Here is a 14,242-nt window from a genome sequence, read left to right on the forward strand (position 1 = left end):
TTGCCGAACCGGTGTTGACAAACTCAACACCGGATGCCGAGACTGACGCCGCACGCCCCGCCGGACGAAGGAGTCGCAGCCGTGGCCGAACACCCTGCCGTCACCGGACGGCCACCCGCGGTCGGCGGCGCCGACCGCGCGTCGACCTACCGGACCATCGCGCTGCGGGTCATGCCGCTGCTGGTGGTCTGCTACGTCGTCAGCTTCATCGACCGGACGAACATCGGCATCGCGCAGCAGGGCCTCAAGCGCGACCTCGGCTTCGGGTCGGCGGTCTACGGGCTCGGCGTCACGCTGTTCTTCGTCGGGTTCATCCTCTTCGAGGTCCCGAGCAACGCACTGCTGGCCAAGATCGGCGCCCGCAAGACGCTGGTCCGGATCATGGCGACCTGGGGCGTCGTCACGATCGCGACCCTGTTCGTGCAGGACGAGTTCACGTTCTACGTCGCCCGGTTCCTGCTCGGCGTGGCCGAAGCGGGCTTCTTCCCGGGCGCGTTGTACCTGCTGTCGCGGTGGTTCCCGTCCGCGCGCCGGACGCGCATGACGGCGGTGTTCTTCATCGGCGTCCCGGTGTCCGGCGTGCTCGGCTCGCTGGTGTCGGGCTGGATCATGCACGCGCTCGGCGGCGTCGCCGGCCTGGCCGACTGGCAGTGGCTGTTCCTCATCGAGGGGATCCCGCCGATCCTGCTGGCGGTGCTGGTGGCGTTCTTCCTCGTGGACGAGCCGGAGCAGGCGAAGTGGCTGACGCCGGCGCAGAAGGCTTTGGTCCGGACCGATCTGGAGGCGGAGCGGTCGTCGAAACCCGATGTCCGGCACGGCGGCATGCTTTCGGCGTTGCGTGACCCGAAGGTGTGGATCCTCGGCCTGTGCGCGTGCGGGGCGTACACGCTGGCCAACGCCGTCTCGTACTGGACACCGCGGATCATCGCCGAGGCCGGGGTCGGCGACGTGCTGAACCTCGGGTTCTTCTCGGCGATCCCGCCGCTGCTCGGCATCGCGGTGATGCTCCTGGTCGGCCGCCACTCCGACCGCACGCTGGAACGCCGCTGGCACGCGGCGATCAGCTGGCTGGTGGCGGCGGTGGCGATGCTGGCACTGGCGTTCTCGGGCGGCAGCGTGTTGGTGGTGGTGGTTCTGCTGGCGGTGATGGCGGCGGCGCACTACTCGGGGTTGACGGTGTTCTACTCGATCCCGTCGATCTACTTGAGCGAAAGCGCGGCGGCGACGGGCATCGCGGTGGTGACGTCGATGGGCTCGTTCGCGGCGGCGGCTTCGCCTTCGTTGCTGGGGTTCATCCAGTCGGCGACGGGGAGCTTGTCGCTGGGGCTGGTGATCAGCTCGGGGATCGTGCTGGTGGCCGTGGTGGTGCTGCTGGTCGGGGTGAAAGCCAAGGACCTGAAAGAGAAGCACGACTAACGCCGCAGGGGCGTCTCTTCGTCCAAACGCGACAGTTTCTCCGGGTTCCGTACCGCATACAACCCGGTGACGAGCCCATCGTCGATGCGCAACGCCACCACCGTGTCGACCCCGCCGTCGCGGCGCAGGATCAACGCCGGGTACCCGTTGACCTGCGCCGCCGACAGGGATCCCGTCGCGAAGTTGCCCACGCCGGCCGTCAGCAGACCCGCCACCGCCCGGGACCCCACCACCGGTTCCAGGACGGCCTGGACCACTCCGCCGCCGTCGCCGAGGAACACCACGTCCGGGGCCAGGATGTCCAGCAGTTCCCGCAGGTCGCCCGTTTCGACCGCGCGCCGGAACGCCACCAGTGCGTCGCGGGACGTTGCCGGGGACACGTCGCCGCGTGGCCGGCGCGCGGCGACGTGGGAACGGGCCCGGTGGGCGATCTGGCGGCAGGCCGAAGAGGTCTTGCCGACCGCCTCGGCGATCTCGTCGTAGTCCAGCGCGAACACCTCGCGCAGCACGAACACCGCGCGCTCGGCCGGGGTCAGCGTCTCCAGCACCAGCAGCATCGCCATCGAGACGCTCTCGGCCAGCTCGACGTCCTCGGCGACGTCCGGTGCGGTCAGCAACGGCTCGGGCAGCCACGGCCCGACGTAGGACTCCTTGCGCCGGCCCAGGGTCCGCAGCCGCATCAGCGCCAGGCGCGTCGTGATCCGGACCAGGTACGCCCGCTCGTCGCGCACGGCGGCGCGGTCCACGCCCGCCCAGCGCAGCCACGTCTCCTGCAGGACGTCTTCGGCGTCGGCGGCCGAGCCGAGCATCTGGTAGGCGACGGTGAACAGCAGGTTCCGGTGGGCGAGGAACGCCTCGGTCGCGGGGTCGGCCATGGGGGCTCCTCAAGCAGCGTCGGATGGAGTTTCCCACCAGATGCCGGCCGCGGCCCGCGTGTGACCGTGACGGTGGTCACTGTCACGGGACCGGGGTCCGCCGGCATCTCCTGGCCGACCGTTCCGCGACCCCGAAGTGAGGAACCATGGAACCCCGTTTCGCCCTGACCGACAACGAGATCGGCGCGAAGTTCGCCAAGCGGTTCGGCACCGCGAGCCTGGCGATCGTCCAGTCGCCGCTGCCGAAGGTCACGCAGGAGCTGGTGTCGCTGCGCGTCAGCCAGATCAACGGCTGCGGGTGGTGCGTCGACATCCACACGAAGGAGCTGGCCGCCGCCGGGGAGTCCGCCGTGCGGATCAACCTCGTCGCCGCCTGGCGCGAGGCCACCGTGTTCGGCGAGGCCGAGCGGGCCGCGCTGGCGCTGGCCGAGGAGGGCACCCGCATCGCCGACGGCGCCCCGGGCGTCTCCGACGAAACCTGGGCGGCGGTGCGCGAGCACTACGACGACGACCGGACCGCCGCGCTGGTCGCGCTGGTCGCCCAGATGAACTCGGCGAACCGGCTCGCGGTGATCGTGCACCAGAAGGGCGGCTCCTACGAGCCCGGCATGTTCGGCTGAGCGGGACCGGCCCGGGAGCACCCGATCCCGGGCCGGTTCGTGCTTCGCTGGGGGGCATGACGAAGGCGCAGCGGTGGAACCGGTACTGGGACCGCAAGTCGGCGACCTACGACGCGGAGATGGGCGTCTGGGACCGCCGCCTCTTCGGCGACTCGCGGGAGTGGGCCTGCGGGCAGGCGACCGGCGAGGTGCTGGAGGTCGCCGTCGGCACCGGGCTCAACCTGCCCTGGTACCCGGCCGGGGTGACGCTCACCGGGCTGGACCTCAGCGCCGGGATGCTGGAGATCGCCCGGGCACGCGCTCGCGAACTCGGCCGCGAGGTGACGTTGCGGCAGGGCAGCGCGCACGAGCTGCCGTTCGCGGACGCGTCGTTCGACACGACGGTGTGCACGTTCGGCCTCTGCGCGATCCCCGACCCCGCGGCGGCGGTTGCGCAGATGCGCCGCGTCCTGCGCCCGGGCGGCCGGCTGATCCTGGTCGACCACGTGGCCGGCTCGGCCGCCGTGGTCCGGGCGGCTCAGTGGCTGGTCGAGCTGGCGAGCGTCCCACTGGCGGGCGAGCACTTCCGGCGCCGCCCGCTGAAGCTGGTGGAGGCGCTCGGGATGCCGATCGAGCGGCAGGAGCGGTTCAAGCTGGGGCTGGTCGAACGGCTGGTGGCGCGCAAGGTCAGCTGAACAGCTTCGCCAACGGGCTCTTCTCGAGGTCGGCCAGCAGCGCGGCGACGTCGTCGTACGTCGCGATCGCGCCCGCTTCTTCGAGTTCGGCCGCGCTGACCCCGCCCGACAGCACGCCGATCGTGCGCACACCGGCCTTCGTCGCGGCCCGGACGTCCCAGACCGCGTCGCCGACGAAGATCGTGTCCTCCGGTGTCGTGCCCGCCTTCTCCAGGGCCACCTGCACCGGTTCCGGGTCCGGCTTCGTCGATTCGACGTCCGAACCGGCGACGATGTCCTTCACGACGTCGTCGACGTCGAGGGTCTTGCGGAGCACATCCAGCTCGTCCGGACCCGCCGACGTCGCCAAGACCACCCGCACGCCCTTCGCGGCCAGCGCCCGCACCAGCTCCGGGGCCTGGGCGAACGGCCGCAGCAGCTCGGCGGTCTCCAGGTAGAAGCGGCTGTGCAGGTCCTTCGCCTCGTCACCGACGCGCTCGGCGTCCTCGTCGCCCAGCAGGGTGCTCAGCAGCTTGCCGGAGCCCTTGCCGATCGCGCGGTGCACGCGCCAGGAGTCGACCTTCCGGTCCAGCTCGTGGAAGGCCCGCCGCCAGGCGTGGACGTGGAGGTAGTTGGAGTCGACGAGCGTGCCGTCGACGTCGAACAGGACCGCGGTGGCGATGGTGGGCTCCTCGGGTTTCGGCGGGTGCCGGGTGGGTATCGCCGTTGCGGGTACCCGAGGTGAAAGGACCTACACATGACGACGCCGGACGACCGCGACGCGGCCGAGCGCGAAGCGACCGAAGACCGTTGACCGGTCTGGTGGCGCTCGGCTTCCGGGGGCTGGCCTCCCTGCGCCGCGCCCGCGCGTTCCACCCGGCCGGACTGGTACTGCGCGGCGAACTGCGTCCTGTCGACGACGACCTGCCGTGGCCGGCCGAACCGACGGCCGTCGTCGCGCGGCTGTCCAAGGGCGCGGGCACGCCGGGCCGGCTCCCGGACGCGCTCGGTCTGGCGGTGCGCGTCCCCGGCGCGGGCCGCGGCGGCGGGCCGTGGGACCTCACCCTGACGACGTCCGGCAGCGGCCACGTCGGCCGGATGCTGCCCCGCCCGGCGGCGACGTGGACCGGCGGCGCCTACAGCAGCCTGGTGCCGTACCGCCGCGCGGACCGGCTGATCTGGCTGGGGGCGTGGGCGTCGGCGGATTCGCCGCGGCTGGACGCGTCACTCGAAGCGGTGGTGGCGGCGGGCGGCCTGGAGTTCGTGCTGCGGACCGGCCGGGAGGACGGTCGGTGGTGCGACAGCGCGGAGCTGACCCTCTCGGAGGTCGGGGGAGACGCGCCGGCGTTCGATCCGATGCTCAACCGGCCCGAGGGGCTCGAGGTGGCGCCGGAGTGGCTGGCGGCGGTGCGGGAACGGGCTTACGCGGGCAGCCGGGCCGGGCGGCCGTGAAGCCCGCCCGGCCCCGGCGGCCTCACCGCGAGTCGGCGATCGGGCTGCGGGTCGCGCGCAGCGGGATCAGGCCGAGCGCGATCATGCCGACGCCCAGGCCGAAGTGCAGCCAGTTGTCGGCCGTGTTGACCGGGACGAAGTTGGCCGCGCTGTCCTGGTCGATCACCAGGCCGTAGAGCCACAGCACCAGGTAGATCACGCCGCCGCCGACGAGGAACGCCCGGGCGCCGCTCGCGGTCCGCGCCAGCGCGAGCCCGGCCACGCCGAACGCCAGGTGGACGATGTTGTGCAGGATCGAGACGTTGAAGATCCCGAGCAGCAGCGCCCCGGAGTGGTGCCCGGCGCCGGTGAGCATGTCGTAGTTCGTCGTCACGCCGGGGATGAACCCCAGCACGCCGACCAGCAGGAAAACCACTCCCACGATCGCCGCGAGCAGCTGGCGCGGGGTCCGCCGGACGGCGGTCTCCGTCGATGCCATGGTGGTTCCTCCGATTCGGATGGGACGGGCCCTCGGCCGGGGGCCGCGCCCGGGCGGCATGCCCTTTGCCGGGCCCGGCAAACGCGGTTCCCCGCACCGGCTGCCGGGTTTGCCCGGGTTTCGCCCGAACGGAGGAAGCGCCCCGGGCCGAGCACCGTCCTGAACGACTCGTTCAGGACGTCCGGCGCGCTGAACGAGTCGTTCACGTCGTCGAGCCCGCGCCGGTCAGTGGGCGCGCGGGTAGGTGCGGCGCTCGCCGATCCGGCCGTCCTTCGTGTGGATGAAGTGGGCCGTGCCGCGCTTGATCGCCAGCTTCCGGGCCGCCGCCACCGCGTCCGCCTTCTTCTCGGCGCTGCCCGACGCCCGCGAGTTGCCGACGACCTTGTTCTTCCAGACTTCCCCGTCGTAGAACGTCTCGACGTCGCCGTCGGCCGGTGCGTGCGCCGACGATTCCGCCGTGGCGGTGGCGTACAGCGCGGGATCCGGCTTCGGCGCGGTTCCCGGGCCGCCCAGCGGTTCCGGGTCCACGAGGTACTCGAGGTCGGCGGTCCAGGCCGCGCCCTTGGCGCCGTCCGGGCCGTCGGACAGGTGCCAGATCGTCCGGTTGTGCGTCTGGTCCTCTTCGTCGAACAACGCGGTCGGCGCGATCGGGCCTTCGAGCCCGTCGGCTTCCAGCTCTTCGATGGCCGCCAGCCACTGCTTCTGGTGCACGGTGTCGCGGGCCAGGTTGAACTTCAGCATCGCCTTGACGCCCGGGTCGTCGGTCATGTTGTACAACCGCGCGGTCTGCAGGCGGCCCTGTGCTTCGGCGGCGGCGTTCGCGCGGAAGTCGGCGAGCAGGTTGCCGGACGCGACGATGTACTTGCCGTTCCACGGGGTGCCGTTGCTGTCGGCCGGGAGCGCGCCGCCGCCGGCGACGATGGCCTGCTGGACGTCCATCCCGCCGATCGTCGCGGCCAGCACCGGGTCCTTGACGGCTTCGGCGGTGACCGTCGCCGGAGCGCCTTCGAGCAACCGCGCGACCATGGTGGCGAGCATTTCGACGTGCCCGATCTCCTCGGTCGCCGTGTCCATGATCAGGTCCTTGTACTTGCCTTCGACGCGGCAGTTCCAGCCCTGGAACAGGTACTGCATCGTCACGCTCATTTCGCCGAACGCGCCGCCGATGAGCTCCTGCAGCTTGTGGGCGTACACGGGGTCCGGCTTCTCGGGTTTGGCTTCGAACTGCAGCAGTTTCGTGTGACGGAACAAGGTCGTCTCCCTTCCGGTCCGCGCGGGTTCCCCCGTGCGGCCCGGTCAACCGGAAATCCGCCGTTTGAGTGCTCCGTGACCGGATATCCGATCCGGAGTCCTTTCACCAGGAGGTGGTCCCGGTGCTCGCCCGGCACAATTCCGTGTGGCTGGTTTCCCCGGCGGGCTCGGCCGCCACCGCTTCCGTCCTCGGCGTGCTCGACCGGACGACCTACCCGCGGCTGCGCGACAGCCTGCTCGAGCTCGCCGCCGACGCCGAGGGCGCCGTGCTCGTCGACATCGAGCGCCTCGCACTGGGCGACCCCGAGCTGCTGCGGGTGTTCGCGCTGGTCGCGCTGCGGGTCGGCGACTGGCCCGCGGTGCCCTTCGCCCTCGTGACCGCGCGGCCCGAGCAGCGGGCGGTGCTGGCCGGCGCGCGGGTTCCCGTGTACGCCGACGTCGCCGCGGCCGAAGCCGCGTTGAGGCGCCCCGCGGGGAAACGGGCGCGGCGGGTGCTGGTCCGGTCCGCGCACACCTCCGCGCTCGCCCGCGAGTTCGTCCGGGGCACCTGCGCCGAGTGGCGCGTGCCCGAACTCGCCGAGGACGCCGAGCTGATCGCGAACGAGCTCGTCGAAAACACGCTGCGGCACACGGATTCGGCGCCCCGGCTGCGGCTGGAGCTGCGCCGCGGGCGGCTGTCGGTCGAGGTGACCGACGAGAGCTCGCGCCCCGCCGTCGTCCGGGAAGGGCTGGACCTCACCGAGACGGGACTCGGCCTGCGGATGGTCGCCAAGGTCGCGAAGACGTGGGGGAGCAGCCGGTGCCGGTCCGGCGGCAAGACCGTGTGGGCCGTGCTGGCCCGCCGCTGAGGCCCGCGTCACGTCGGGGAACACCACTGTTTCCCCTGCGTTGTAACGGGTACAGGCTCCCGCCTCCGCTCGCAGGTCACCCCCAGCCTTCGCCGGGCGGAGGCGGGTCTTCGTCTAATGTGGACGCTTGACGCGCGGCCGGAAGTCGCGCTCGGTCTCCACGTCGCCCTCGGGCGTGTGGACCACGTGCCCGACTTTCCGCTTCTTCGCGATCAGCCGGCCGGAGAGCACGGCGTCGGTCCGGCGGGGCGAGGTGTTGGATGCCCGGGTGCCACCTTCGACGCGGTTCTTCCACAGCCCGTCCTCGAAGTAGGTGTGCACGTCACCCTCCGCCACGACGTCCGCCTCCGTCCGCAAGTCCGCCAGAACCTGCGGGTGCCCGGGGACGGACCGGACAAACGTTCAGCCCAGGCCGAGTACCCGGACGGCGTTGTCCTTCAGGATCAGCGGGCGCACCTCGTCCTTCAGGTCGAGGGCCGCGAAGTCGGCGAGCCACCGGTCCGGGGTGATCACCGGGAAGTCCGAGCCGAACAGCACCTTGCGCTTCAGCAGCGAGTTGGCCGCGCGGACCAGCTGCGGCGGGAAGTACTTCGGCGACCAGCCGGAGAGGTCGATGTACACGTTCGCCTTGTGCGTCGCGACCGAGATCGCCTCGTCCTGCCACGGCACCGACGGGTGGGCCAGGATGATCGTCAGGCCGGGGAAGTCCGCGGCGACGTCGTCGAGGAGCATCGGGTTCGAGTAGCGCAGCTTGATGCCGTGCCCGCCCGGCAGGCCGGCGCCGATCCCGGTCTGCCCGGTGTGGAACAGCGCCGGGACGCCCAGCTCCTGGATCGCCTCGTACAGCGGGTAGTACCGGACGTCGTTCGGCTCGAACGCCTGCAGGCTCGGGTGGAACTTGAAGCCGCGGACACCGTGCTCGGCGACCAGGCGCCGCGCGCGGTGCACGGCGGCCTTGCCGGCGTGCGGGTCGACCGAGCCGAACGGGATGAGCACGTCGGCGTGCTCGGCCGCCGCGTCGGCGATCTCCTCGCTCGAGAGCGCGGGGTGCCCGGTCGCGGCCGGTGCTTCGACCGTGAAGACGACGGCGGCCATGTTCCGCGCCCGGTAGTGCTCGGCGATCGAGGCCACCGTCGGCGTGCGGTCCTGGTCGGCGCGGAAGTACTTCGCCGAGGCGTCCAGCAGCTCCTGGTCGAGGGCGAAGCAGCCGTGCCCGTCCTGTTCGACGTGGGTGTGGACGTCGATGGCGGTCAGTGCGGAAAGGTCCACGGGGGTCTCCGGTGCTCAGGGCAGGTCGGGCTGCGCGGCCTTGGCGGCCAGCAGCTGGTTCAGGACGGCGTCGCGGGCGGCGGCCAGGGATCGGTCGTCGGTGCCTGCCAGTTCGGCGTCGACGCCGGCGACGAGCGTTTCGGCCAGTTCCGGGGTCAGGTGGACGCGGCCGAGGTCGCGCCACCACTCTTCCGTCGGCGGCCCGAGGTGCGCGAGGACGTGCGCGAGCCCGCCCGCGCCGCCGGAGAGGTGCTGGTTGACGAACGGGCCGAGCACCGCCCAGCGCAGGCCGGGCCCGTTGGCGATGGCGGTGTCGATGTCGGCGACCGTCGCGATGCCGCGTTCCACCAGCGAGTACGCCTCCTGCCAGAGCGCGGCCTGCAGCCGGTTCGCGACGTGGCCGGGCACCTCGCGCGCCAGGCGGATCGGCCGCTTCCCGACCGAGGTGTAGAACGCCACGGCCCGGTCGACGACCCCGGGCGCGGTGTCGCGGCCGGGCACGACCTCGACGAGCGGGATCAGGTGCGGCGGGTTGAACGGGTGCCCGACGACGACCCGCTCGGGGTGGCGCGGGCAGCCGCGGGCGATGGCGCTGGGCAGCAGGCCGGACGAGCTGCTCGCCAGGACCACGTCCGGCCGCGCGGCCTCGTCGAGGACGGCGAACAGGGTGTGCTTGACGTCTTCGCGCTCGGGACCGTTCTCCTGCACGAAGTCCGCGGCGGCGGCCGCTTCGCCGGGCTCGGCGACGAACCGCAGCCGTTCCGTGTCGTCGAGTGCACTTCGCAACCGCTCCTCGGCACCGGGTGCCGGATCGGTGGCGACGACGTCGAGACCGTGGGCGAGGAAGAGCTTCGCCCAGCTCACGCCGATCACGCCGGTGCCGACGACCGCGACGGTGCTCATGCCCGGAAGTGGTCGAGCGCGGTGGGATCGGCCAGGACGCCGGTGCCGACGACGTCCTCGGCCCGGGCGCCGAGCAGCAGTTTCTTCACGGGCAGCTCCAGTTTCTTCCCGGTGCGGTTGCGCGGGATCACCGGGACGGCGGTGATCGCGTCCGGCACGTGCCGTGGGGACAGCGCGCTCTTCAACGCCGCCACGATCTTCTCGCGCAGCGGTGCGTCCAGGACGGCGTCCCGGAGGACGACGTAGAGGCGGAGGTCGCCGTTGCCGCCCGCCGGGTCTTCCAGGTGCACGACGAGCGAGTCGTCGACCTCCGGCAGCTCCTCGACGACGGCGTAGAACTCGGCGGTGCCGAGCCGGACGCCGCCGCGGTTGAGGGTGGCGTCCGAGCGGCCGGCGATCACGCAGCTGCCTTCGGGGGAGAACCGGATCCAGTCGCCGTGGCGCCAGACGCCCGGATACGTGGCGAAGTACGTGTCGCGGTAGCGCGCACCGGTGTCGTCGCCCCAGAACCCGATCGGCATCGACGGCATCGGCGCGGTGATCACCAGTTCGCCCAGCTCGCCGACGACCTCGGTGCCGTGCTCGTCGAACGCCTTCGCGTCGACCCCGAGGCAGGGCCCGGAGATTTCGCCGGCGACGACCGGCTGCAGCGGGCCGCCCTGCACGATCCCGCTGCAGACGTCGGTGCCGCCGCTGCCGACGTTGAGCAGGACGTCCGGCCCGAAGACGTCCCGCACCCAGTGGTAGCCCTCGGCGGGCAGCGGGCTGCCGGCCGCGCCGAGCTGGCGCAGCGCGGAGAGGTCGTAGGACGCGGCCGGGTCGAGGCCCGCCTTCCGGCACGCCATCAGGAAGCCGGGGCTCGCACCCATCAGCGTCGCGCGGGTCTCGGCGGCCAGGCGCCACTGCCAGCCGAGGTCCGGGTGCAGCGGGTTGCCGTCGACCAGCACGATCGACGCGCCGGTGAGCAGCCCCGAGACCAGCGCGTTCCACATCATCCAGGCGGTGGTGGAGAACCACAGGATCCGGTCGCCGGGGCGCAGGTCCCAGCTGAGGCCGTGGTTCTTGAGGTGTTCGAGGAGGATCCCGCCGTGGCCGTGCACGATCGCCTTCGGCTTGCCGGTGGTGCCGGAGGAGAACAGCACGCACAGCGGGTGGGCGAAGCCGACCGGCTCGAACCCGGGCTCGCTCTCGGTCAACAGCTCGTTCCAGGCGAGGGTGTCCGGGAGGTCGTGCTCGCCGTAGGGGACGTGGACGACGTGCTCGACGGTCGGCAGGCCGGCCCGGATCTCGGCGACTTCGGCGCGGCGGTCGACGTCCTTGGTGCCGTAGCGGTAGCCGGACACGGTCAGCAGCACACGCGGCTCGATCTGCCCGAACCGGTCGACGACCGAGCGGGCGCCGAACTCGGGCGCGCAGGACGCCCAGACCGCGCCGAGGCTCGCGGCCGCCAGGTGGGCGACGACGGTTTCGGGGATGTTCGGCAGGTACGCGACGACCCGGTCACCCCGTCCGACGCCGAGCCGGCGCAGGCCCGCGCGGGCCCTCGCCACCTGGTCGCGCAGCTCGTCCCAGGTCAGCTCGACGCGGTCCCGCGTCTGGGAACACGCGATGACGGCGACCTCGTCCGGCGGGCCGCCGAGGGCGTGTTCGGCGTAGTTGAGGGTCGCGCCGGGGAACCACTCGGTGCCCGGCATCCGCCGGTCCGGCACGACCGCGCTCTCCGGGGAGTGGAAGCGGACGCCGAAGAAGTCCTTGATCGACGCCCAGAAGCCGTCGAGGTCGGTCACCGACCAGCGGTGCAGCGAGGCGTAGCCGTCGAAGACGTGGCCGCGCTCTCGGGCGAGCCACTCCAGGTACCGGCCGATTTCGGACGTCATCGGCCGACCTTCCCGGCGCGCTTGTCCAGGAACGCCTGCATCCGTTCCTTGGCTTCGGCGCTGCCGCCGGCGACGGCGGCCATCAGCGCCTCCAGGAGGTAGCCCTCGGCCGGGTTGGCCTCGGCGATGCGAGGAAGCGCCTGCAGGACGGCGAAGTTCGTGATCGGGGAGTTCCCGGCGATCTTGCGGGCCAGGCCGAGCGCGTGCGCGGAGCCGTCGTCGACGCGGTAGTGCGACAGCCCGGCGGCGTGGCCTTCGTCGGCGTCGAGGACGCGGCCCGTGAGCATCATGTCGGCCATCCGGTGCGCGCCGATCAGCCGCGGCACCCGCACCGACGCGCCGCCGCCGACGAACAGGCCGCGCTGGCCTTCGGGCAGCGCGTAGAACGCCGAGGGCTCGGCGACGCGGATGTGCGCGGCCGCCGCCAGTTCCAGGCCGCCGCCGACGACCGCGCCCCGGAGCACGGCGACGACCGGGACGCGCCCGCGTTCGAGCCGCTCGAAGGCGCGGTGCCACATCATCGAGTGCTCCAGGCCTTCGAACGTGTCGCGCTCGGTCAGCTCGGACAGGTCCAGCCCGGCGGAGAAGTGCTCGCCCACGCAGTCGAGCACGACGGCCTTGATCCCGCGGGGCGGGGCGCCGAAGAACGCTTCGAGCCCGAGCACGGTGGCGTCGTCGAGGGCGTTGCGCTTTTCGGGCCGGGCCAGCCGCAGCACGGCGACGTCGTCGTGCAGCTCGAGGCGCAGGGACGGGGGCAGCAGAGCGGTGGTCATGCGGGTCCGTTCGGGAAGGCTTCGGCGGCCCGCGCGCGGAGTTCGACGCGGCGGATCTTGCCGGTGGCGTTGCGGGGCAGGGCGTCGGTGAACCGGATGTGCTTCGGGATCTTGTAGCGGGCGAGGTGCTGTTCGAGGTGGGCGCGGAAGGCGGCTTCGTCGAGTTCCGCGCCGGCCCGGCGGACGACGAAGGCCGCGCCGACCTCGCCCCAGCGCTCGTCGGGCACGCCCACGACCGCGCAGTCGCCGACCGCGTCGAGCCGGACCGCGACGGCTTCGATCTCGGCCGGGTACACGTTCTCGCCGCCGGAGATGATCATGTCCTTGACGCGGTCGACGACGTGGGCCCAGCCGTCCTCGTCGACCTTGACGACGTCTCCGGTCCGGAACCAGCCGTCGTCGACGAAGCTCGCTTTCGATTCTTCCGGCCGGTTCCAGTAGCCGCCGAAGACGTGCGGGCCGCGCACCAGCAGCTCCGCGGGCGTCCCGGACAGCGGCTCGGGGGTGAGGTCGGGGCTCAAGCCGGCCACGTCGGTGAAGAAATGCGGCACGCCGGCGGCGACGGGGTGGTCGAGCGTGCCCTCGTGGGTCGCCATCGAGACGCCGGGGGCGGCCTCGGTCATGCCGTAGCCCTGGAGGAGTTTCACGCCGCGGTCGAGCCACGCGCGGGCGACGCGTTCGGCGACCGGCGAGCCGCCGTAGAGCACGCACGTCAGCGAGCTCAGGTCCGTGCGCTCCCAGTCTTCGTGGCGGCACAGCAGTTCCAGCATGGTGGGGACGGCGGAGAAGCTCGTGATGCCCGCCTCGCCGATCCGGCCGAGGATCGTGCCGGGGTCGAACTTCGCCACCGGTTCCACGCTGCCGCCCTTGAGCAGCGTCGGCAGCGTGATCTGGCCCAGCCCGACGCAGTGGAACAGCGGCGCGATGCACAGCGCCCGGTCGGTGCCGAGGACGTCGAGGTGGGCGAGCTGGTTGACGGTGTTCCAGGTGAGGTTCCCGTGGGTGAGGACCGCGGCCTTCGGCCGGCCGGTGGTGCCGGAGGTGTAGAGCAGCAGGCACGGGTCGTCGAGCTGGATCCCGGCGATCGGCGGATCCCCGGCGGCGGCCAGTTCGGCTTCGTAGTCCAGCCCGCCCGCCGGGCACGTCGCCGGGTCCGTCGCGACGACGTGCCGCAACGTTTCCGGCAGCGGGCCGTCGACCAGGGCGTCGGTGTCGGGGCTGTGCACGAGCACCGAAGCGCCGCTGTCTTCGAGCATGTAGCGGATCTCGGCGGGGGAGAGCCGGTAGTTGAGCGGCACGAAGAGCGCGCCCAGGCGGGCGGTGGCGAAGAGCGTCTCGAAGACGGTGACGTCGTTGACACCGAGGTACGCGACGCGGTCACCGGGCCGGATACCGAGCCGGGCGAGCGCGCCGGCCAGCCGTTCGAGGCGCTCGGCGAGCCCGGCGTAGGTGCGCGTGCGGCCGGGCTGGACGAGCGCGGTGCGCCCGGGGGAGATCCGGGCCCGGCGCGCGGGCCAGCTGCCGAGGCCGAAGTCGGCCGGGCCGAGGGTCATGCCGCGCACCTCCTATGTCAGGAACCCTGAGATACCCCCGAGCATGACCGTCACCCGCACGGGCTGTCAAGGGCGGGCCGCCCGGAAGCGGGTTTTGGTGCCTACGCCGGGAAGACGCGCTTTCGGCCGACAGTCGTTCACCTTCGGTTCGGCCGTTGGCGGGGTTGCGCCGTTTGGATCAAGTACTAGGCTGCGTAGGTGCGGTTCAGGAGCAGCCGCCCTTCCCCCAGACTTGCCGGCGTTCGAGCGGGCAGTGGACACCGCTCGAACGCCA

At 72.2% G+C, this 14,242-nt stretch carries 14 protein-coding genes and 2 pseudogenes; 5 read left to right on the forward strand and 11 right to left on the reverse strand.

Going from position 1 to position 14,242, the window contains the following annotated elements:
- The first annotated feature begins 81 nt into the window (after positions 1 to 81).
- Positions 82 to 1,416, forward strand: coding sequence for an MFS transporter (locus tag ACIQWX_RS45950; protein WP_400885425.1), 1,335 nt, complete (start codon positions 82 to 84; stop codon positions 1,414 to 1,416).
- Here the strand turns inward: ACIQWX_RS45950 and ACIQWX_RS45955 are convergent.
- Positions 1,413 to 2,291: an RNA polymerase sigma-70 factor gene (locus tag ACIQWX_RS45955; protein ID WP_400885426.1), complete on the reverse strand. Its 879-nt coding sequence runs from the start codon at positions 2,289 to 2,291 to the stop codon at positions 1,413 to 1,415. The genes ACIQWX_RS45950 and ACIQWX_RS45955 overlap by 4 nt on opposite strands.
- Before the next feature lie 146 nt (positions 2,292 to 2,437).
- On the opposite strand from ACIQWX_RS45955, the gene ACIQWX_RS45960 reads away from it, so the two are divergent.
- Positions 2,438 to 2,911, forward strand: a complete 474-nt coding sequence (locus tag ACIQWX_RS45960; protein ID WP_400885428.1) for a carboxymuconolactone decarboxylase family protein — start codon at positions 2,438 to 2,440, stop codon at positions 2,909 to 2,911.
- Positions 2,912 to 2,967: 56 nt separating this feature from the next.
- Positions 2,968 to 3,585 carry a class I SAM-dependent methyltransferase gene (locus ACIQWX_RS45965; RefSeq protein WP_400885430.1) on the forward strand — a complete coding sequence of 206 codons (618 nt, stop codon included), beginning with the start codon at positions 2,968 to 2,970 and terminating at the stop codon, positions 3,583 to 3,585.
- Here ACIQWX_RS45965 and ACIQWX_RS45970 read toward each other — a convergent pair.
- On the reverse strand, positions 3,578 to 4,285 hold the full coding sequence (locus ACIQWX_RS45970; RefSeq protein WP_400886214.1) for an HAD family hydrolase: 708 nt from the start codon (positions 4,283 to 4,285) through the stop codon (positions 3,578 to 3,580). The two genes, ACIQWX_RS45965 and ACIQWX_RS45970, sit on opposite strands and share 8 nt — an antisense overlap.
- An 89-nt stretch (positions 4,286 to 4,374) precedes the next feature.
- Here ACIQWX_RS45970 and ACIQWX_RS45975 point away from each other — a divergent pair, with 89 nt between their 5' ends.
- Positions 4,375 to 5,016 carry a hypothetical protein gene (locus ACIQWX_RS45975; protein ID WP_400885432.1) on the forward strand — a complete coding sequence of 214 codons (642 nt, stop codon included), beginning with the start codon at positions 4,375 to 4,377 and terminating at the stop codon, positions 5,014 to 5,016.
- Positions 5,017 to 5,038: 22 nt separating this feature from the next.
- On the opposite strand, the gene ACIQWX_RS45980 is transcribed toward ACIQWX_RS45975, so the two are convergent.
- From ACIQWX_RS45980 to ACIQWX_RS45990, 3 genes and pseudogenes are all read right to left on the reverse strand, one after another.
- Positions 5,039 to 5,494: a DUF4383 domain-containing protein gene (locus ACIQWX_RS45980; RefSeq protein WP_400885434.1), complete on the reverse strand. Its 456-nt coding sequence runs from the start codon at positions 5,492 to 5,494 to the stop codon at positions 5,039 to 5,041.
- A gap of 225 nt (positions 5,495 to 5,719) precedes the next feature.
- Positions 5,720 to 5,890 (reverse strand): annotated as a pseudogene (locus tag ACIQWX_RS45985) (DUF2188 domain-containing protein); the annotation flags it as partial.
- 27 nt (positions 5,891 to 5,917) lie between these two features.
- Positions 5,918 to 6,745, reverse strand: a pseudogene (locus ACIQWX_RS45990) (manganese catalase family protein); the annotation flags it as partial.
- A gap of 122 nt (positions 6,746 to 6,867) precedes the next feature.
- On the opposite strand from ACIQWX_RS45990, the gene ACIQWX_RS45995 reads away from it, so the two are divergent.
- On the forward strand, positions 6,868 to 7,593 hold the full coding sequence (locus ACIQWX_RS45995; RefSeq protein WP_400885436.1) for an ATP-binding protein: 726 nt from the start codon (positions 6,868 to 6,870) through the stop codon (positions 7,591 to 7,593).
- A gap of 114 nt (positions 7,594 to 7,707) precedes the next feature.
- Here ACIQWX_RS45995 and ACIQWX_RS46000 read toward each other — a convergent pair whose 3' ends face one another.
- The 6 genes from ACIQWX_RS46000 to ACIQWX_RS46025 all read right to left on the reverse strand — a co-directional run bounded on the left by ACIQWX_RS46000 (position 7,708) and on the right by ACIQWX_RS46025 (position 13,968).
- Positions 7,708 to 7,929, reverse strand: a complete 222-nt coding sequence (locus tag ACIQWX_RS46000) for a DUF2188 domain-containing protein (RefSeq protein ID WP_400886215.1) — start codon at positions 7,927 to 7,929, stop codon at positions 7,708 to 7,710.
- A 66-nt stretch (positions 7,930 to 7,995) separates the two neighbouring features.
- Positions 7,996 to 8,862, reverse strand: a complete 867-nt coding sequence (gene couO / locus ACIQWX_RS46005) for a 4-hydroxyphenyl-beta-ketoacyl-CoA hydrolase (RefSeq protein WP_400885438.1) — start codon at positions 8,860 to 8,862, stop codon at positions 7,996 to 7,998.
- Between the two features lie 15 nt (positions 8,863 to 8,877).
- Positions 8,878 to 9,765, reverse strand: coding sequence for a 3-hydroxyacyl-CoA dehydrogenase NAD-binding domain-containing protein (locus ACIQWX_RS46010; protein ID WP_400885440.1), 888 nt, complete (start codon positions 9,763 to 9,765; stop codon positions 8,878 to 8,880).
- A complete protein-coding gene (locus tag ACIQWX_RS46015) occupies positions 9,762 to 11,642 on the reverse strand; it encodes an acetoacetate--CoA ligase (protein WP_400885442.1) in 1,881 nt (626 codons plus the stop codon). The genes ACIQWX_RS46010 and ACIQWX_RS46015 overlap by 4 nt, the downstream gene beginning before the upstream one ends.
- The gene (locus ACIQWX_RS46020) at positions 11,639 to 12,415 is read right to left on the reverse strand and encodes a crotonase/enoyl-CoA hydratase family protein (RefSeq protein WP_400885444.1); all 777 of its coding nucleotides are present in this window, start codon (positions 12,413 to 12,415) and stop codon (positions 11,639 to 11,641) included. Before ACIQWX_RS46020 ends, ACIQWX_RS46015 begins: the two co-directional genes overlap by 4 nt.
- Positions 12,412 to 13,968: a long-chain fatty acid--CoA ligase gene (locus tag ACIQWX_RS46025; protein WP_400885447.1), complete on the reverse strand. Its 1,557-nt coding sequence runs from the start codon at positions 13,966 to 13,968 to the stop codon at positions 12,412 to 12,414. Before ACIQWX_RS46025 ends, ACIQWX_RS46020 begins: the two co-directional genes overlap by 4 nt.
- Positions 13,969 to 14,242 lie beyond the last annotated feature (274 nt).

Origin of the sequence: Amycolatopsis sp. NPDC098790 (assembly GCF_044759945.1) — a bacterium.
Lineage (GTDB): Bacteria > Actinomycetota > Actinomycetes > Mycobacteriales > Pseudonocardiaceae > Amycolatopsis.